Here is an 18,512-nt window from a genome sequence, read left to right on the forward strand (position 1 = left end):
ATTTGGTTTGTATGGTATAGTTTCGTAAGATAGCAGGCAGAAAGCAGAGGGAATCCATTATGTTTGAACGGCTGTTGCCGCATATGCGCGTTAATACAGTTTATGAAATTAATTTAGATGAGCTGCATGCAAGAGGCGTTCGCGGCATCATTACGGATTTGGATAATACGCTCGTCGGTGCCAAGGAGGCGTTAGCTACGCCTGAGCTTGTGCAGTGGCTTGATTATGTTCGCTCGCGTGGCTTCCAGGTTGTTATCGTGTCGAATAACAATGAAACCCGCGTTGGAAAGTTTGCGGCACCGTTGAATATTCCGTATATTCACGCAGCACGCAAGCCTGCCGGCAAAGCGTTCAAGAAAGCGCTAGGTGTGCTCGGCTTATCAGTTGAGCATACTGTCGTTATTGGCGATCAAATGCTGACGGATGTGCTTGGCGGCAACAGAATGGGACTGTATACCATTCTGGTATTGCCAATTGCACCTGCCGATGAGGGCATCATGACGCGAGTGAACCGCCAGATTGAACGGTTTGCTTTGGTACGTTTAAGGAAAAAAGGGTTATGGTATGAGGGGGAAAAGAAGTGATGGAACAACAGCTTAGTCAGGCATCCGGTTCATGTGCAGGCTGCGGTGTAGCGCTGCAAACGAAAAGTGTCGATTTGCCTGGTTATTTGCCGGAAGCGGCAATCGGCAGGGAGCCGGTTATATGCCAAAGATGCTTCCGGATTCGCAATTATAATGAAGCTTCATCCGTAGCGGTAGATCAGGATGACTTCTTAAGGCTGCTGGGCAGCATCGGAAACACGGATAGCCTTGTGGTGCATATTGTCGATTTATATGACTTCGAAGGCAGCTTAATCTCGGGATTGCAGCGATTCGTGGGCAACAACCCGGTACTGCTTGTCGTGAACAAAATTGACTTGCTTCCGAAAGCGATGAATGTCAATCGGTTGCGGAACTGGGTTCAGAAGCAAGCGAAGGAAGAGGGCCTGCGGACCGTAGACGTCGTGCTATGCAGCGCGAAACGCAATATGGGCTTCGAACGTGTTATTGAAGCGCTCGAGCAGTATCGGAACGGCCGCGATGTGTATGTGGTCGGCGCGACTAATGTAGGCAAATCAACGCTCATTAATCGGCTTATTAGAGACTACAGCGATATGGAGCGCGAGTTGACCACTTCCCGTTACCCGGGAACGACGCTTGATGCCGTTCATATCCCGCTCGAGGATGGGAAAGCGATTATCGATACACCAGGTATCGTATACACGACGCGTATGACTGAGGTTGTGCCGCGCAGCTTTCTTGGCTCGCTATTGCCGGACAAGCCGATTAAGCCGCTCGTCTATCAATTGAATTCTGGCCAGTCGCTGTTTATTGGCAGTCTTGTCCGTTTTGATTTCGTCGAGGGAGATCGACAATCCTTCACTTTCTACGTGTCTAATGCGCTCAATATGCACCGGACGAAGCTGGAGCGGGCGGACGAGCTTTATGCGGATCACCGCGGTCAATTGCTTGGCGGACCTACACTTGAAGAGCTTGAGACGATTCCAGCTTGGACGAGGCATTCGCTGCGTGTCAAACGAGGCGTTAACAAGGATGTGTTCATTTCTGGCCTTGGCTGGATTCAAGTGAATGGAACTGGCGGGGCTGTTATTGATATTTATGCGCCAAAGGGCGTTAAGGTCATGCTCCGTGATTCAATGATTTAGTCTAACCATGCCTCTGGGAGGGAATTTACTGTGACGAACGCGGGCGCAGGAAATCAGATTGACAGCAATACCCTCTTGTTCGGCGTAATCGGCAATCCGATCCGGCATTCGAAATCACCGATCATGATGAACCGTGCCTTTCGGGAAACGGGAATTAACGGCGTATATACGGCATTTCATGTTACGTCTGATCGAATTGCGGATTTTGCTGCAGGCGTGCGCGCAATGGGAATTCGCGGCGTGAACGTGACTATTCCGCATAAGCTGGATATCATGTCCGTGCTTGATGAAATCGATGCCAGCGCGCAAGCGATTGGCGCGGTAAACACGATCGTAAACGAAGAAGGACGCCTTATCGGCTATAATACGGACGGAATCGGTTATGTCCGTTCATTAAAGGAAGAAGCGGAACGCGAATTGGCTGGCAAGCGCATCGTTGTCATTGGAGCGGGTGGGGCTTCCCGCGGAATCGTGTATGCGTTAGCGAATGAGCGTCCCGCTCGCATTACTATTTCCAACCGCTCTCTTGAGCGGGCACAGGAACTAGCCGTTTCTTTGCAAGATGCAGCAGATATAATCGCGATTACGCATAATGAGCTTCAGACCGCTTGCGAGGAGGCAGATATTGTCATCAACACGACATCCGTCGGTATGTTTCCGAATACCGAGGAGACTCCGGTTAATGCAAGCTGGCTGAAGCAGGATGCTGTCGCAAGCGATTTGATTTATAATCCTTTAAAAACCAAGTTTCTGCTGGAAGCCGAGCAGCGCGGCTGCCGCATACATGGCGGACTCGGCATGTTTATTTATCAAGGCGCTTATGCATTCGAGTATTGGACTGGCCAGCCTGCTCCGGCAGCGGCTATGCGGGAGACGGTGCTCGCCTCCCTGCAGCAATAACCTGTCATTCATTTTTTCAATTATAATTATTATTACGTATTAAATAGATGAAACATCGAGATGAAAGAAGGAACTATTCACATGCTTACAGGCAAACAAAAACGTTATTTAAGATCACTCGCTCATCACCTGACTCCTATCTTCCAAGTAGGTAAAGGCGGTACAAACGATCATCTGGTTCGTCATATCGAAGAAGCAATCGAATCTCGGGAGCTTATTAAGGTTTCCGTGCTGAACAACTGCTTGGACGATCCAAAAGAAATTGGAGCTGAAGTCGCGGCTGCAGCCAAAGCCGAGCTTGTACAGGTCATCGGCAAGACGATTGTTCTATACAAAGAATCTAAAGACAATAAACAAATTGAGCTGCCGAGCGCAGCCCGCAAATAAATCCGCTTGACCGTTCGGAGCTTGGCTGAGCGGAGGGACTAGTTTCCTTACCGGGCTTGGCTACCGAAAGCGGCAGCTCCGCATGTGCTTTAATTCAGGGAGGCGTTCGCAGAATGAGTAAGATTGGCATTATGGGGGGCACCTTTGATCCCATCCATATCGGGCACTTGATTGCGGCGGAAACGGCGCGTGAGCTATGCGGCCTGCAAGAGGTATGGTTTATTCCGTCTTACGGTCCTCCTCTCAAAGCAAATGAGCCAGGAGTAAGCGGATTGCATCGCTTCGAGATGGTGTGCGAAGCGACACGTAGCAACCCCGCTTTCCGCGTGCTCGATATAGAGCTGAAGCGGGGGGGAATCAGCTACTCCTATGATACGGCTCTGGAACTTCAGAAGCAAAATCCCAATGATTCTTTCGCCTATATTATCGGATCGGATCGCATTAATGACCTCCCAGAGTGGCATAAGATTGAACAGCTGGCAGCCAAGGTTTCCTTCATCGGTCTGGAGCGTCCCGGAACACCTATCCAGCTTGCGGCTTTGCCGAACTATTTGCAGGAGCGGGTTATGCTAATTCCGATGCCTGCGATTGATATTTCTTCGACAATGATTCGCAGCAAGCTGGATAGCGGACATTCGGCACGATATCTTGTACCTGATTTGGTGAATAGCTACATGAGGAGGCACATGCTGTATGAATCGTGAGCAAATGATCGAAAAGGTAAAAGCAGAGATGCCGGAGCGAAGATGGCTCCATACACAGGGCGTGATGGATACGGCGATCGTTCTTGCGGAGCGTTTCGGCGAAGACCCCGTACGCTCTGAGCTCGCTGCCATTCTGCACGACGTAGCCAAGTACTGGCCAACCGAGCGAATGAAACAGGTGATACAGGAGCGGTCGCTTCCTGCTGAGCTGCTCTATTACGATAAGGAATTATGGCATGCCCCTGTTGGCGCTTGGATCGCTGAGCACGAATACGGTGTTACGGATGCAGAAGTGTTGGATGCCATCCGGTATCATACCTCAGGGCGTCGGGGCATGACTAAGCTGGAGAAAATTGTTTGTCTGGCTGATTATATGGAGCCTGGACGTGATTTCCCTGGTGTGAACGATATTCGCAGGCTGAGCGAGCAGTTTTTGGATGAAGCCTTGCTAGCTGGCTTTAACTCAACGATTTCCTTCTTGATTCAGAAGGGGAAACGGATCTTTCCGCTAACCGTTGAAGCGAGAAATGGTTTATTAGAATAATAGGTTAGAGGAGGATATACGATGGCGGTACATTCAGATGAATTGCTTCAAATTACAGTCGCGGCGGCAGAAGATAAAAAAGCGGTTAAGGTCGTTGCTTTAAATTTAAAAGAGGTTTCTTTGGTAGCGGATTACTTCGTTATCTGCAGCGGTAATTCAGATACGCAGGTACAGGCTATTGCGACAGAGATCCGCAAGCAGGCAGAGAAAAACGGCACGCGTGTTCGCGGTGTTGAAGGCATGGACTCGGCAAGATGGGTGCTCATTGATCTCGGAGACGTGATTGTACACGTATTCCACCGTGATGAGCGTGAATATTACAATATCGAGCGGCTTTGGTCCGATGCGAAGGTTGTGGAGTTCGCATGAGTTTTGTAGCCGGTACGACCGAAACGCTTAGGGTTGACCGAGAAGTATCGCCTTATGGTTATTTTCTGAGCAATGGAGAGTCGGATGTGCTTATGCACTATACCGAGCTAGTTGGCTCGAAGCCCAAAATCGGCGATCAAGTTGAAGTTTTTTTGTTTTTTGATTCAGAGGATCGCTTAGCGGCAACGATGAAGAAGCCGCTGCTTCAGCTGGGCGAGCTAGCGCGCCTTCAAGTTGCGGATGTTCATCCGAGACTTGGATGTTTTCTTGAAATGGGCCTTGGCAGGCAATTGCTGCTTCCTCTCTCAGAGCTGCCAGAGAGCATTGAATACCGCCCTCTTCCAGGGGACGAAGTATTTGTTGTGATGAAGCATGACAAGATCGGCAGGCTGGTGGCCAAAATCGCGTTTGAGGAAGAGCTGTCGGAGCTTGTATTTCCTGCTCCTGACAGCTGGAATAATCAATGGGTTGAGGGCTGGGTAACGAAAACGCTGCAGCTTGGTTCCTTCGTTATGATCGATGGAGGCGTAGTCGGCTTTGGCGTCTACGGCTTAATTCCTAGTGCTGAACGCATTCGTCCGCTGCGGCTTGGCGAACGTGTTAGCGCGCGAATAACCTTTATTCGCGAGGATGGCAGAGCGAATCTATCCATGGCGCAGCGTAAAGAGGTTGGCCGGATAGAGGATGCCGATCGCATCTTGGCATTCATGAAGGAGCGGCCGGGCGGCGGTATGCCGTATTCCGACCAAACCGATGCAGACATCATTAAACAAAAATTCGGGATCAGCAAAGGCGCATTCAAACGTGCCGTCGGCAAGCTCATGCGAGAAAGACTCGTTACGCAAAAAGGCAGCTGGACTTATTTGGCTGACCAATCACCTGCGGTCCCAGAAGAGAATGCCGATGCTCCAAACAGCGAGGCTGAAGGAGCTGACGGGCAATGACAAGCTCATACGGTCAGTTTGCTACCGTATATGACCAGCTCATGGAGGATATGCCCTACGCAGATTGGCTTGGCTTCGCAAGAGCCGGCTGGTCGCGTTACGGAATGCCTGCAACTGTTGTTGACCTAGGCTGCGGTACCGGCAGCATCTCTATCCCGCTGGCACGTTCGGGCTTTCATGTGTACGGCATTGATTTATCATCCGACATGCTCGCGGTTGCACGCAGCAAATGGGATGAGCCCCCTCAGCTCGTCGCTAGGCCGCGTACAGGTTCACTTAGGTGGCTGCAGCAGGACATGAGGGAATGGGAGCTTCAGGAGCCGGTAGATGCGGTAATATCGTTTTGTGATTGTTTGAATTACTTAACCGAAGAAGCCGATATTGAAGCTGCTTTCCGTGCAACCTACCTTGGCTTGCGGGACGGAGGGAGCTTCCTCTTCGATATGCATCCCCCTAAGCAGCTCATTCGTTATTCGGAAGAGCAGCCTTTTGTTTTAGACGAACGGGATGTGGCCTACATATGGACCTGTGATTTTGAGGCGGAGCGCTGCGAGATCGAGCATCATTTGACCATTTTCTCGCGCGACCGGGATTCAGCGTTCCAGCGTTTCGAGGAGTCTCACGTGCAGCGAGCTTACGATCCTGATTGGATCGAGGCTGCCTTGCGCCGAGCGGGCTTTCAGACGGTGGACCGATATGCCGATTTCGAGCTTAAACCGGCAGACAGTGATTCCGAGCGTCTTTTTTTCGCGGCTGTCAAATAACGATAGCATCAGCAATGAAAAAAAGGGCAATTCTACAAGATAGCGTATCTTGTGGAATTGTCCTTGTTTCGCGTTATTCATCTTTCATTGCGTATGCAACGATTGCCTGAATCGGCTATGCTGCACGTTGCTTCACTTGAATTCCTTCATATAGATGGTGTTTACTCTCGCAAGAACCTTATGGCTTTGCTCGGTGAATCTGAGCGGGGTTACCTTACCATTTATTAAAAAGTCTCCTGATGCCGCATACTCAGCTGCTAATGCTCCATTATAAAGAAGCTCTGCACCTTTGCTTGGATGCGGGAAGAACAATTTGATGATCGGCTTCAAATAAAAGGGAATACCGGAGCTTTTACCTTTGCGAATCGTATTGTTCCCTCCTGGGTCCACGCTTAAAAGCTTTATGCCTTCGTTAGCGAGCTCGGGAGCGAGTTCTCGTGTCCACAATGAGAGTGCTAGCTTGGAAGCCGCGTAGGGGCCAAACAGCTTCGTAAACTCGGTCGGGTGCTCAAGCCTTTCTGAATCAAAATGTTTGATAAACTTAAATGCGTTGGTTGATGTGTTGATTACGGTTTTTAATGAACCATTCAGTAAGAGTTGTTTCAGCTCCATCAATATCACATAAGGGGCTACGGTTTGCAGTTCGTAATGCAGCTCTCGGCCTTGTTTGGAGAAACGCAGTTCATTGATGCTCCCACCGGCATTATTGAAGAGAAGATCTGCCTTCTGTTCAGCTGCTTTAACTAAATGCAATGCAGCCCGCAGGCTTGCAAAGTCTGAAAGGTCAGCTCTGTAGACGCGAAGCCGCTTCGAAATTATGGCTTCATGCAGCACGTCATCCTTTGGGAAGTCAGAACGTATGAGCGCGATGACATGCCAGCCTTCCTTCACCAATGTGCAGGTCAATGCTAGTCCTATTCCGTTGCTTGCGCCAGTTATGATTGCCGTTCGAGAATTTGATTCGTTTTTCATGGCTAACCTCCAATTATCATGTTCACTCCGGATGTGTCTGACGGATGAGACCACTATATAATTTGGAGTCGACTCCAAGTCAAGCGATTATTTTGGAGGAATATATCTTTATTTGGAAGTAGTTCGCGGTATAGGAGCTTTTGTCGACATCTGTTGACCTGGCGTTCACTCCAAGTTGTATAATGGATGGATTGTTATAGGAAGGGGGCTTACTGCATGACGGGATCAATAGGGATGACCATTAAGGAAACTTCAGAGCAGGCTGGTTTATCCGAGGACACCATTCGTTATTATGAGAAAATTGGTTTGCTGCCGCGAGCGGAACGCAAGGCAAACCGGCATCGTATTTACCAGGTTGAAGACGTGGAAACGATGAAGATCATCACTTGCTTGAAAAAAACAGGAATGTCATTAGACGAGATGAAGCCTTATCTAGATCTAGCGAGGAACGATGCGCTCCAGACTTCACCGGAGGTGTTCGACTTAATTCAAAGCCATAAGCGTAAAATTGAGCAGCAGGTTGCTTCCTTGCAGCAGATTATCGATCTTATTGACAGCAGGCTGGCACGGGGCAACTTTGTCGCAGACGGCTGTTCGCTCCCAGAGGAGGAGAAGCGAATGCCGAATGCCCCGGGGAGCAGACAGAAGCGTTAGCTAATTGGAGGTGGCGACCGGCTAGCTTGCTGGACGAAGTTGGGCATGCGAGCGGGTTGCCATTCAATCTTATCTACATATAGTATTAGAAGTCGGATTCTATCAGATTATGAAGCTGATTGTAATATTTTATCAGTGGGAGACTAGTGAACGAGAAGTGCTATCGATTTATTCGATTCGCAGTCTTGTATATGGCTAGATCTTGTGTCTCGCGTTGATGATTATTCACGAAGCGCATCTTTCAACCGGCTGTTCATGCCTGCGGAGGCTGATGCTTTGCGCACGGAATCAAGCTTCATTTTGTTCATTTGAAGGGCCAGCTGTTCGTGGTTTTTCTCGAGTGTTTCGATGTAAATAAGCAGCTCAGGCACGGTATAGCCCGCATCTTTGAACAGCTTGTCTATCGTTTCCCGTATGTGTTCTGCGTCGGTTTTCATGTTCATGCGCGCCTCCTAAATAGCAATAAAATGTCACTATCCCATCATATCCTCATCTGTTAAAATAGTCGAGTGCGACAAAAAAGTAGATTAATATTTTCTCCATAATTTTCATTGACTACTCCTATATATTGATGTAGAATCAAAAACATCAACTACATATTGATGTGGATTGGTGCTTTCAATGATTACCAGTGGTAAACCTTGAACTGGCGCAGCTGACGGATTTGCTAGTCGGAAGCGCTTTTTGATTGCTTGAATTCAGTAGGGGAGCGAACGTGTTATGCTAGTTGTCTATGATTCCAAAACAGGTAACGTCAAGCGTTTCATCAAAAAATTGAATATGCGGGCGGTGCCTATTGACGAGAAGGCAGCAGTGGACGAACCGTTCGTGCTGGTCACGTATACAACAGGGTTTGGCCAGGTGCCGGAGAAGGTCACTTCGTTTCTGGAGAACAACGCGGACATGCTTCGCGGCGTTTCTGCCAGCGGCAACCGGAACTGGGGAAGCGGATTCGCTAAAAGCGCGGACACGATCTCCCAAAAGTATGCTGTCCCCGTGATTTTGAAGTTTGAGTTGTCAGGCACGAATCAAGATACGCAACATTTTGTCGAAAGGGTGCGAACCATTGAAGCATATTGAATTGAATAACGAATTGATGCAGCGCGGAGCGGACGGATTCTATCAGCTTGAGAAGGATAAAGAGGCTGTCGCGGCATTTATGGAAGAAGTGGCTGAGAAGAGCGTGAAGTTCGACTCCCTCAAACATAAGCTAGACTACTTAATCGAGAACGATTATTACGATAATGTATATGAAAAATATACACATGAGCAGGTTGAGGCCGTATTTACGCTGACAGCGAGCAGCGGCTTTGAATTCCAGTCCTACATGGCGGCATCGAAGTTCTACAAGGATTACGCGATGAAGACTAACAATAAATTGCAATATTTGGAACAATACTCCGATCGCGTAGCGATTGTTGCCTTGCATCTTGGCGAAGGCGACGCAGCTAGAGCACTTCGAATTGCTGAAGCGATGATTGACCAGCGCTTGCAGCCAGCAACGCCAACCTTCCTGAATGCAGGCAAAAGCCGCCGCGGCGAGATGGTTTCCTGCTTCCTGCTCGAAATGGATGACTCCCTTAACTCTATCAACTACGTGCTAGGCACTTGCATGCAGCTCTCCAAAATCGGAGGAGGCGTTGCTGTTAACCTCTCGAAACTTCGTGGACGCGGTGAACCGATCAAAGGCGTAGAAGGTGCTGCGAAAGGCATTATGCCCGTCCTGAAGCTAATGGAGGATGCATTCTCTTATGCGGACCAAATGGGTCAACGTAAAGGCTCGGGCGCCGGCTACTACAATATTTTCGGCTGGGACATCATTGAGTTCTTGGATTGCAAGAAGATCAACGCTGACGAAAAGGCGCGTATCAAAACGCTGTCTATCGGCCTGATCATCCCGAACAAATTTTATGAGCTTGCTGCTCAGAACAAACCGCTATTCGTATTCGGCCCGCATTCCGTACAGAAAGCATACGGCAAGCATCTTGACGACATGGATATGGACGAGATGTACGAAGAATTGCTCGCCAATGAGCTTGTCACACGTAAAAAGGTTATGAATGCACGCGATATGCTGACCAAAATCGCTTCGATTCAGCTAGAATCAGGCTACCCATACATTATGAACAAATCCAACGCCAACAGCGTGCATGCGCTCAAGGATATCGGTTCGATCAAAATGTCCAACCTGTGCACGGAGATCTTCCAATTGCAGGAAACTTCAGAAATAAAGGATTACGGTTTTGAAGACGTCATTCAACGCGATATTAGCTGTAACTTGGCATCGCTGAACATCGTGAACGTAATGGAGCATAAAAAAATTAAAGAATCCGTACATGTTGGCATTGAAGCTTTGACGACAGTCAGCGATTTGTCCAATATTGACAACGCACCGGGCGTTCGCAAAGCGAATGAAGAGCTTCATTCCGTCGGTCTTGGCGCGATGAATCTGAACGGTTATCTCGCCAAAAACAAAATTGCTTACGAAAGTGAAGAAGCGAAGGATTTTGCCGGCGTATTCTTTATGATGATGAACTACTATTCACTGGAGCAAAGCATGGAGATCGCGAAAGAACGCGGTATTACGTTCAAGGATTTCGAGCGCTCCGAGTACGCGAAGGGTACCTATTTCACGCGTTATGTAGAGACTGATTACCGTCCCAAAACGGATCGCGTTAAACAATTGTTCGAAGGCATGGAAATTCCGTCGCCGGAGGATTGGGCTGCACTAAAGGCTAAAGTACAAGAGCACGGCTTATACCATGCTTACCGCCTTGCAATTGCACCAACTCAAAGCATCTCGTATATCCAGAACGCCACTTCTAGCGTTATGCCGATCGTTGAGCATATCGAAACGCGTACTTATGCGAACTCGACTACGTATTACCCGATGCCATATTTGGCACAAGAAAACTATTTCTATTACAAATCCGCCTATAATATCGATCAGTTCAAACTGATTGATCTCATTGCCGAAATTGGGCAGCATATTGACCAAGGCATATCGTCCGTGCTTCATGTAAACAGCAATGTGACGACTCGGGAGCTGGCGCGTTTCTATGTTTATGCTGCGCAAAAAGGGCTCAAATCTCTCTATTACACAAGAACGAAGCGGCTTTCCGTTGAGGAATGCACGAGCTGTGCTGTTTAAGTTCTATTTTAATTGATGCTTACGTAGCAAAGAAGGAGCTTATCAAATGAAAGCAGTAAACTGGAACCGCCCGGATGATGATTTTACGTTAACATTCTGGCAGCAAAACGTAATGCAATTTTGGACGGATGAAGAAATTCCGTTGTCGGACGATAAAATGGATTGGATGGAAATGACAGACGCTGAGCGCACGCTATACAAAAACGTGCTTGGCGGTCTAACATTGCTGGATACGATTCAAGGCGGTATCGGCATGCCGAAGATTCTGGAGCATGTAGACGGTCTGCAGCGCAAAGCTGTGCTCTCATTCATGTCCATGATGGAGCAAATCCACGCCAAGTCATACAGCAGCATTTTCACGACCTTAGCATCAGGCGAGGAGATTGATGAGATCTTCTTATGGGTAGAAAGCAATGAGCAGCTGCAGAAGAAAGCGAACCTTATTTCTTCTTGGTATTCGAATATTACGGGACCTAAAGAGCTATACAAAGCAATGGCTGCGTCTGTGTTCCTAGAAAGCTACCTGTTCTACAGCGGCTTCTTCTATCCGCTTTACTTAGCTGGACAAGGCAAAATGACGAGCAGCGGCGAAATCATCGATTTGATTCTACGCGATGAGAGTATCCATGGCTTGTACGTCGGTGTTCTTGCACAGGAGCTGTTTGCTACGTTTAGCCAGGAAGAGCAAGAGCAGCTTCAAATTGAGGTGTACGCGCTCCTGAATGAGCTGTACGAGAACGAAATCGTGTACACGGAGCATTTGTACGCGCCACTCGGCCTCGCTGAGGAAGTGAATGTATACGTCCGCTACAATGCGAACAAAGCGCTGATGAACCTCGGCATGGAGCCGCACTTCCCGGAGGAGCCGGTTAACCCGATCGTGTTCAACGGAATTAGCACGCATACTAAGCAGCATGATTTCTTCTCCAAAAAAGGAAACGGCTACGTACGCACGATTCATGTTGAGCCACTGAACGATGATGACTTCGTATTCAACTTTTAATTAGCATTTCAGTTCTATATAACAAATAATACCTCTGCCGCTACAAGATCGTTTGTAGCCGCAGAGGTTTTTCTTTTGTTCAGAGGATAGAACTAAAGCATTAGAAGATTACAACTTGTTTTTCAAGCGCTTACATAATAGGAAAAACGTTGTTTCTAATGGGATTCAGACCTTATAGGCGAGAATAACTAACGCAAATGCTAAAAAGTGCAACAAGAGAATCATATTGATGTCATAGCATAGGAACTTTTGTCGAAGTAGTTGTAATACCATTATGAATATAATAAATATATATTAGTGAGGAAGCAAGACAACACTGCGCGGAAAGGGGCGAGAGTTTAGGCGGATGTCGGAAAGCTATCCTCCCAAAAAACAACTAAACCGAGGTGTAGAACATGTTGCGTAAGCTAACCGTAATAGGAGTCGCTATTGTCTGTACGCTTTCCATGTCTTTAGGGGCATCTGCTGCCGAATCCAAACCGCAGCCGCAAGCGAGTACGATTGCTTGGCCAGAGAAGCAAGCTTTGCCCCAATTCTCAAAAATTAAGCATCTGGATGTGGCAGATATTTATGATGCGCCCGGTGATATAAAGATTATGATGGCGACCTTACAAGGTCTTGTAAACCGAGCAGAGCCGCGCATTTATTTGTTGGAGAACAAAGAGGAAGGGAAATTCACCTGGCTGAATGATCTGGATGTCACGTACAAGGTTAGAGACGATTATTGGCAAATTGTCCGTACGTATAAGAAGGAAATCAACGGAATGGTTATCTATGATCCCAAAGTTCCAGACTCTGTTAATGTTGCGACGACGCTCGCGGGGGTAAAGGGAGCCGTGGTCGTAAGCCCTGAGCTCGCGGAGAAGCTGAAGGCTGCGCCTTACAACTTGAAGGTTGTGGAGGATCTGCAAGGAAGATTCAAGGATAGATTGGACGCCTATACTTGGCAATATGACAATCTATGGAGCCAAACGACGCATAAAATGCTTGTAGGTCTTAGCCCCGAAACCTCAATCAGGCTTCCTGAGAATCAAGGCGATTTATTCACTGTCCTTGCCGAAGATAAGACGCAGGAGCGTGATGGTGGGAATAGAGAGATATACGAGCTTGATCTAAGCGCTAGTCTTGGCAAATCAGACGTCTATCTCCGATTTGATGATGCGTATACGCAAGATGGCTGGGGGAGCGCGGTACATCAGGTGACGGTTAAAGCAGATGGGCAAACCATTGCGACATTCATTCCGGGAACACCGGAAGAAGAGGCGTTCCTGTATGATCGTCAGAGCTCGCAGGTTTCAGCTGGTGACGGTGGACATCGATTCGCTGATAATGGCCGTTATTTTATATACAAATTCACCCCGCCTGCTGGTACAAAGCAGCTAACGGCTTCCATTGATATGTGGAACCAATATAAAGTGTCCGCGGGCAATGTTCAGCCTGTATCCTCTGAGCAGAAGGAACCGTATGGTTACCTGCGGGATTATGCGGTCGCGAACAAAGCGATGGTTTTCTGGCTGGATTCCAACGTACCGGAAGAGAAGGAGCTGTTCCAAAAAATTCTTGCAGGCGTAAAGCCGGGAACGCCTTACCTAGGCTGGTTCAGCAATGATACGGACGGCGAGTTCAGCGGGGTTGAGATTACGTCGAATTACGGCGTTTATGTGCTTGCGGCCGATTGGTTTAGCAACCTTACCGTGTTCTCGGGAACGAAAGCGCAAGCCTTTAAAGATAATTCGGTAAAGGCGCCAAAGCTGGAAAACAAGATATACGTGACGTATACGTTCAGCGAAGGCGACAACTTCCAGTATAATCAGCATAGAATGAGGATCCTTTGGGATGATCCGAGCCGAGGCGTCGTTCCGCTGAACTGGACATCTAGTCCATTGCTCTATGATGGTGCGCCTGCGATGCTGAATTACTATAGGCAGACCGCTACGAAAAATGATCTGCTCATCGCCGGGCCTTCAGGAGCGGGATACTTTTATCCGAATGCATGGCCAGCGAAATCATTTGCCGATTTCTTAAAGCAATCTAATTCGTACATGGAAAAGACAGGCATGACGATTCCTTACGTGCTGAATCGTGTGAACAGCGAGAATGTACCTCTGAGTGAGGCTCATGCGGCTGCTTATATAAAGGAATATAAGCCTGCTGGGATGTTCCTAAGCTGGGAGGATCGTCATGGCGTAGAGATTATTGACGGCAAGCTTCCAGTCTCTACGATTCAAGGCATCAGCACAGTGGGGGATGGCGAGCGGATTCTGACAGAAGCCAAAGCGAAATGGGATGGCAAGTCCCCAATGTTCATCTCCTTGGGCTTGCTCGCTTGGAGCTTGACGCCTTCGGACATTGCAGAGCTTCAAGCGAAGCTTGGTCCGGAGTACGAGGCTGTCCGCGCTGATCAATATTTCTCGTTAATCCGCAGTGCGAATGGCTTGCCTGCTAAACCATAGTCTAACGATAGAAGCGAAATGGAGAGGACGCCGGATACTGCGGTTGTCCTCTCTTATTAGCTAAAGACGAGTATTTTCACAAGGAAAGCTGGAAGCTATTGAAAAAATCAAGCAAAACATATATTATATATAACATAACAAATATACAGAATTTTTGGTGAGAACATGAAAAATGAGCGCATGCCATTGTATCAGCAAATTCAAGATTATATTAAAGAGCTTATACTATCCTCGGGCCTGAAGCAGGGTGACCGTATCCCTACAGAGAAGGAGCTCATGGAGCTCTTTAACGTGAGTAAAATTACAGTTGTGAACGCATTGGCTGGTTTGTCGAATGAGGGTGCCATTATTCGGGTTCCGGGAAGAGGAAGCTTCGTCAACAAAACTAAGCCGGAATTGCCGGAATCCAGCCGTCCGTTGGTACCCGTTCAAGGTCAACAGCAGGAAGGTTTGAGGGATCGGTTAATTGGGATCATTATGCCTAGCATTGACGATTACTTCTCCATCCGATTAATCGATGGGATGCAAAAAGGCTTGCTGGAAAAGGGATACCGATCGGTCATTCAATTGACTGGCGGAGTATTGGAAAAAGAAAAGGAAGCCATAAAGCTATTTATGGATATTGGCGTTGAAGGGCTGCTTATTTTCCCGGTTGACGAAGGACAGTATAACGAAGAAATATTAAGCATGAAATTCAGCGGCTTTCCATTCGTTCTAATCGACCGTTTTCTGCCCGGCGTAGAGACTGATTATATTGCGTCAGACGGTAGAATCGGTACCCAGCTAGCCGTAGATCACCTTTGGGAATTAGGGCATCGCGAAATCGCCATTTGCTCGGACTCTCCCCTTCAAACCGTTACGGTTCAGGAGCGGATCGATGGTTATATGAACGCCCTTAAAAACAAAGGTGCGCTCATCAACCCTGCTCATATCATTACCGAATTCAGCATAAAGCAAGCCGGTGAGCCAGAAACTCATCCTTTGTTCAGATATGTCAAAAACCGAATGGCTACGGCTTATATTACGCTCAATGGTAGACTAGGCGCTCATATTCTTCATATGGCAGAACTAGCGGGGCTGCATGTTCCTCAGGATCTGTCGATCATTACGTTTGACGATTCTGCGGCGATTATAGAAGGAGTGACTGACTTCACGCACGTGAAGCAATTCGAGCATGAGATCGGATATAAAGCGGCAGGCTTGCTGCTTGATCGCATTCATTCCGGCGAGGACCAAAAGGGTAAATATACTAAAATCATTATAAAACCGGAGTTAATTACTCGTCATACGACAAGTGCGTGCAAGTAAATAGGCTGCGATATGGAAAAGGCTGTTCAGTCTGTCATTCTCGATGACAGCTGGGCAGCTTTTTTACTTTGTGCTGGATGATAGGAAGGCTTTAATGTATGGCTCAAAAGGATGAATGGATAAAATAACATCTTTCGTTTTATATATATTAAATATAACAATAAATATAAAAGAGGATTATTCGACAAAATTCTTCTTATTCAATTCGCGGAAATGTTGAAAAATAGGCTGAAAGACAAACAAAAATGATGTTTTTGAGCTTTTTAGTGCTTATGAATCAGTAAAATATCCTTAAAATGTAAATATCGCCTTAAAAGGTGATCGGTTTTTCTTTGAAAAATGAGAAAAGTTTATATTGAATATATACATATAAAAGGCTATACTGAATAAGAATTAGCCAACCCAAATAAATTGCAATTCAGAACCTATACCATCCGCTTGGAGGTCTTGCATTTGGCCAGAGATCGACGCGAAGAAAGAACGGGTTTTCAGGAGTCGGCAGTGTATGGCGCTTCCTATGACTTACAGACCGACTTTGTTATGGTCTACGGAATCGATGAGACGATGCCGGAACGAATTCGGCAGTGGAGCGAAAAAGGCTACATTATTCATTTGATGACTGGGGTCGCATGGGGAAATTATCAAGATTACTTAGATGGGCATGTGGATGGACGAATTCACTGGGATGAGGCACAGACCGACAGGAATGGCGATCACATCATACACGGTGTTACGCCGGATATTCCTTATATGGTCCCAACACTGAGCTATACGAAATTTTTGGCAGAATCCATACGTTTAGCGGTCGACGCCGGTGTTGAGGCTATTCATTTGGAGGAGCCGGAGTTTTGGGTGAATGGCGGTTACTCGGAAGCGTTCAAGCGGGAATGGCGATTGTATTACAGGGAGCCTTGGTCACCGCCTCATTCGTCTGCAGATGCACAGTTCAGAGCTTCGAAGCTAAAGGCGCACCTATACACTCGCAGTTTGGATCGTTTGTGCACGGAATTAAAGGAATATGCCTTGACGCGATACGATCGTGATTTGCGTTTTTATGTGCCGACCCATAGTCTGATCAACTACACGCAGTGGAGAATCGTTAGTCCGGAATCGCAATTAATTGATCTACCCTCAGTGGATGGCTATATTGCTCAAATTTGGACAGGGACGTCGCGAACACCGAATGTTTATAAAGGGATAAGGAAAGAAAGAACCTTCGAAACCGCATATCTCGAGTATGGCATTATGCAGGAGCTGGTCAGGGGAACGGGGAAACGGATGTGGTTTCTTCATGATCCAATCGAAGATAACCCAACCTATACATGGGCGGATTACAAGCTGAACTACTGCCAAATCGTAGTGGCTTCACTGCTTCACCCCGCAGTTTCCCACTATGAGGTATCACCGTGGCCGAGACGGGTTTTTGAAGGTCAATATCCATCGGAAGACGGCAGCGGGAAAGAAGGCATACCGTCAGGCTACGCAACCATGCTGTTGAACATCATGCATACGCTTGGAAATATGGAGCATGAATTAGAGCCATCCGAGGAAACGATGTCGCGGGTTGGCGTGTTAATTGCAGATTCGGCCATGTTCCAGCGCTTGAAGTTCGATGAATATAGTTCTGCTCCGTTACACAAGTATGACGGAACGAGTACAGCTGCTCTCGAATCGAACCAAGACACGGACTTGCTCGATTTCTCTGCCTTCTACGGACTGGCGCTGCCGCTGCTCAAACAAGGAATTTCAGTTCGACCCGTTCAGTTGGACAACGTACGCAGATTCGCGGATTATCTGAGTGATTACCGGGTCCTATTGCTAAGCTACGAGTTCATGAAGCCGGAATATCCGGATCTGCATTTTGCGTTAGCCGGATGGGTCAGGAATGGAGGAGCACTAATCTATGTGGGAGACGACTCAGATCCTTACCACGCGATTCGCGCTTGGTGGAATGAAGGAGGCTTGAGCTATACCTCTCCAAGGGAGCATCTATTCGCGCAATTGGATATAGACGGATCACATAGCAGTGTGAGCTCATCGGGAAAAGGAGCGGTTGGATATCTAGCTGTCCATCCCGACTCTTGCGCGAATTCTTCCGAAGGTGCTGCTGCACTGGTGGACATGGTTGAGAAGACGGTTAGCTCGGTTGCGAGTGCGCCAATTGAGCTTCAGATCAAGCACTACTTCCACCTGCGGAGAGGCCCGTATATTATTGCCGCTGTGCTTGAGGAATCCGTAGCAGAGACGCCGCTCACAATTGCTGGCCCCGTCGTTGATTTATTCGATCCGGAGCTCCCAATTGTACCAAAGGTAAGCATAGCTCCAGATGGGCAAGCCTTTTTGTTTGATGTGGAAAAGGGGAGACCCGCTCATGGGGGAGTTGAGTGTATCGCAGCGTCTTCGCGAATTGAAGCGCTTGCACAGAGCGAAGCTGGTTTTGAGTTTCGAGTAAAGGGTCCCGAGCAGATACGGGCAGTGGCAAGGTTTTATTGCCCGAAGAAGCCGGTATCAGCCATGCTGGCATGGAGCGGCAAAAAGGATATCATTCTGTTCGAGTGGGACGCAGCATCTGAGACGGTTCTGCTGAAATACGAGCACCGCAGCGATGCGGATGTGGTTGTGAAAGTGAGATGGGAAAGCTGATCATAGTT

General features: G+C 47.8%; 18 protein-coding genes. 16 read left to right on the top strand and 2 right to left on the bottom strand.

What is annotated here, in order from left to right:
• The first annotated feature begins 59 nt into the window (after positions 1–59).
• The 9 genes from AB4Z29_RS12795 to AB4Z29_RS12835 all read left to right on the top strand — a co-directional run bounded on the left by AB4Z29_RS12795 (position 60) and on the right by AB4Z29_RS12835 (position 6,320).
• Positions 60–584, top strand: a complete 525-nt coding sequence (locus AB4Z29_RS12795) for a YqeG family HAD IIIA-type phosphatase (RefSeq protein ID WP_441943439.1) — start codon at positions 60–62, stop codon at positions 582–584.
• Positions 584–1,708, top strand: coding sequence for a ribosome biogenesis GTPase YqeH (yqeH, locus tag AB4Z29_RS12800; protein WP_441943538.1), 1,125 nt, complete (start codon positions 584–586; stop codon positions 1,706–1,708). Before AB4Z29_RS12795 ends, yqeH begins: the two co-directional genes overlap by 1 nt.
• Before the next feature lie 30 nt (positions 1,709–1,738).
• Positions 1,739–2,608 (top strand): shikimate dehydrogenase, encoded by an 870-nt coding sequence (gene aroE, locus AB4Z29_RS12805; protein WP_441943440.1) that lies wholly within the window; start codon positions 1,739–1,741, stop codon positions 2,606–2,608.
• Between the two features lie 81 nt (positions 2,609–2,689).
• Positions 2,690–2,995: a ribosome assembly RNA-binding protein YhbY gene (gene yhbY, locus AB4Z29_RS12810; protein ID WP_441943441.1), complete on the top strand. Its 306-nt coding sequence runs from the start codon at positions 2,690–2,692 to the stop codon at positions 2,993–2,995.
• Between the two features lie 113 nt (positions 2,996–3,108).
• Entirely contained in the window at positions 3,109–3,699 is a 591-nt protein-coding gene (gene nadD / locus AB4Z29_RS12815) for a nicotinate-nucleotide adenylyltransferase (RefSeq protein ID WP_441943442.1), read from the top strand.
• Positions 3,689–4,243 carry a bis(5'-nucleosyl)-tetraphosphatase (symmetrical) YqeK gene (gene yqeK / locus AB4Z29_RS12820; RefSeq protein WP_441943443.1) on the top strand — a complete coding sequence of 185 codons (555 nt, stop codon included), beginning with the start codon at positions 3,689–3,691 and terminating at the stop codon, positions 4,241–4,243. The genes nadD and yqeK overlap by 11 nt, the downstream gene beginning before the upstream one ends.
• 21 nt (positions 4,244–4,264) lie before the next feature.
• Entirely contained in the window at positions 4,265–4,612 is a 348-nt protein-coding gene (rsfS, locus tag AB4Z29_RS12825; RefSeq protein WP_441943444.1) for a ribosome silencing factor, read from the top strand.
• Positions 4,609–5,556 carry a CvfB family protein gene (locus AB4Z29_RS12830; protein WP_441943445.1) on the top strand — a complete coding sequence of 316 codons (948 nt, stop codon included), beginning with the start codon at positions 4,609–4,611 and terminating at the stop codon, positions 5,554–5,556. The genes rsfS and AB4Z29_RS12830 overlap by 4 nt, the downstream gene beginning before the upstream one ends.
• Positions 5,553–6,320 carry a class I SAM-dependent DNA methyltransferase gene (locus AB4Z29_RS12835; protein ID WP_441943446.1) on the top strand — a complete coding sequence of 256 codons (768 nt, stop codon included), beginning with the start codon at positions 5,553–5,555 and terminating at the stop codon, positions 6,318–6,320. The genes AB4Z29_RS12830 and AB4Z29_RS12835 overlap by 4 nt, the downstream gene beginning before the upstream one ends.
• Positions 6,321–6,452: 132 nt before the next feature.
• Here the strand turns inward: AB4Z29_RS12835 and AB4Z29_RS12840 are convergent, their stop codons facing one another.
• Positions 6,453–7,292: an SDR family NAD(P)-dependent oxidoreductase gene (locus tag AB4Z29_RS12840; protein ID WP_441943447.1), complete on the bottom strand. Its 840-nt coding sequence runs from the start codon at positions 7,290–7,292 to the stop codon at positions 6,453–6,455.
• 216 nt (positions 7,293–7,508) lie between these two features.
• Here AB4Z29_RS12840 and AB4Z29_RS12845 point away from each other — a divergent pair, with 216 nt between their 5' ends.
• A complete protein-coding gene (locus tag AB4Z29_RS12845; RefSeq protein WP_441943448.1) occupies positions 7,509–7,946 on the top strand; it encodes a MerR family transcriptional regulator in 438 nt (145 codons plus the stop codon).
• Between the two features lie 221 nt (positions 7,947–8,167).
• Here AB4Z29_RS12845 and AB4Z29_RS12850 read toward each other — a convergent pair whose 3' ends face one another.
• Positions 8,168–8,389, bottom strand: a complete 222-nt coding sequence (locus tag AB4Z29_RS12850) for a hypothetical protein (protein WP_441943449.1) — start codon at positions 8,387–8,389, stop codon at positions 8,168–8,170.
• A 277-nt stretch (positions 8,390–8,666) separates the two neighbouring features.
• On the opposite strand from AB4Z29_RS12850, the gene nrdI reads away from it, so the two are divergent.
• The 6 genes from nrdI (at position 8,667) to AB4Z29_RS12880 (ending at position 18,504) form a co-directional block, all read left to right on the top strand.
• Positions 8,667–9,026: a class Ib ribonucleoside-diphosphate reductase assembly flavoprotein NrdI gene (nrdI, locus tag AB4Z29_RS12855; RefSeq protein ID WP_183563949.1), complete on the top strand. Its 360-nt coding sequence runs from the start codon at positions 8,667–8,669 to the stop codon at positions 9,024–9,026.
• The gene (gene nrdE, locus AB4Z29_RS12860) at positions 9,013–11,097 is read left to right on the top strand and encodes a class 1b ribonucleoside-diphosphate reductase subunit alpha (protein ID WP_441943450.1); all 2,085 of its coding nucleotides are present in this window, start codon (positions 9,013–9,015) and stop codon (positions 11,095–11,097) included. Before nrdI ends, nrdE begins: the two co-directional genes overlap by 14 nt.
• Positions 11,098–11,143: 46 nt before the next feature.
• A complete protein-coding gene (nrdF, locus tag AB4Z29_RS12865; protein ID WP_441943451.1) occupies positions 11,144–12,100 on the top strand; it encodes a class 1b ribonucleoside-diphosphate reductase subunit beta in 957 nt (318 codons plus the stop codon).
• A gap of 395 nt (positions 12,101–12,495) precedes the next feature.
• Entirely contained in the window at positions 12,496–14,553 is a 2,058-nt protein-coding gene (locus AB4Z29_RS12870; RefSeq protein ID WP_441943452.1) for a GxGYxYP domain-containing protein, read from the top strand.
• A 165-nt stretch (positions 14,554–14,718) separates the two neighbouring features.
• Positions 14,719–15,861: a GntR family transcriptional regulator gene (locus AB4Z29_RS12875; protein ID WP_441943453.1), complete on the top strand. Its 1,143-nt coding sequence runs from the start codon at positions 14,719–14,721 to the stop codon at positions 15,859–15,861.
• Positions 15,862–16,314: 453 nt separating this feature from the next.
• Positions 16,315–18,504 carry a hypothetical protein gene (locus tag AB4Z29_RS12880; RefSeq protein WP_441943454.1) on the top strand — a complete coding sequence of 730 codons (2,190 nt, stop codon included), beginning with the start codon at positions 16,315–16,317 and terminating at the stop codon, positions 18,502–18,504.
• Positions 18,505–18,512: the final 8 nt, after the last annotated feature.

Origin of the sequence: Paenibacillus sp. 2TAB23 (assembly GCF_052115165.1) — a bacterium.
Taxonomy (GTDB): domain Bacteria; phylum Bacillota; class Bacilli; order Paenibacillales; family Paenibacillaceae; genus Pristimantibacillus.

Excerpts from the sequence above, each read along its gene's own strand:
- AB4Z29_RS12795 (WP_441943439.1), top strand. The coding sequence starts at position 60 with ATGTTTGAACGGCTGTTGCCGCATATGCGCGTTAATACAGTTTATGAA.
- yqeH (WP_441943538.1), top strand. The coding sequence starts at position 584 with ATGGAACAACAGCTTAGTCAGGCATCCGGTTCATGTGCAGGCTGCGGT.
- yhbY (WP_441943441.1), top strand. The coding sequence starts at position 2,690 with ATGCTTACAGGCAAACAAAAACGTTATTTAAGATCACTCGCTCATCAC.
- nadD (WP_441943442.1), top strand. The coding sequence starts at position 3,109 with ATGAGTAAGATTGGCATTATGGGGGGCACCTTTGATCCCATCCATATC.
- yqeK (WP_441943443.1), top strand. The coding sequence starts at position 3,689 with ATGAATCGTGAGCAAATGATCGAAAAGGTAAAAGCAGAGATGCCGGAG.
- rsfS (WP_441943444.1), top strand. The coding sequence starts at position 4,265 with ATGGCGGTACATTCAGATGAATTGCTTCAAATTACAGTCGCGGCGGCA.
- AB4Z29_RS12830 (WP_441943445.1), top strand. The coding sequence starts at position 4,609 with ATGAGTTTTGTAGCCGGTACGACCGAAACGCTTAGGGTTGACCGAGAA.
- AB4Z29_RS12835 (WP_441943446.1), top strand. The coding sequence starts at position 5,553 with ATGACAAGCTCATACGGTCAGTTTGCTACCGTATATGACCAGCTCATG.
- AB4Z29_RS12840 (WP_441943447.1), bottom strand. The coding sequence starts at position 7,292 with ATGAAAAACGAATCAAATTCTCGAACGGCAATCATAACTGGCGCAAGC.
- AB4Z29_RS12845 (WP_441943448.1), top strand. The coding sequence starts at position 7,509 with ATGACGGGATCAATAGGGATGACCATTAAGGAAACTTCAGAGCAGGCT.
- AB4Z29_RS12850 (WP_441943449.1), bottom strand. The coding sequence starts at position 8,389 with ATGAACATGAAAACCGACGCAGAACACATACGGGAAACGATAGACAAG.
- nrdI (WP_183563949.1), top strand. The coding sequence starts at position 8,667 with ATGCTAGTTGTCTATGATTCCAAAACAGGTAACGTCAAGCGTTTCATC.
- nrdF (WP_441943451.1), top strand. The coding sequence starts at position 11,144 with ATGAAAGCAGTAAACTGGAACCGCCCGGATGATGATTTTACGTTAACA.
- AB4Z29_RS12870 (WP_441943452.1), top strand. The coding sequence starts at position 12,496 with ATGTTGCGTAAGCTAACCGTAATAGGAGTCGCTATTGTCTGTACGCTT.
- AB4Z29_RS12875 (WP_441943453.1), top strand. The coding sequence starts at position 14,719 with ATGAAAAATGAGCGCATGCCATTGTATCAGCAAATTCAAGATTATATT.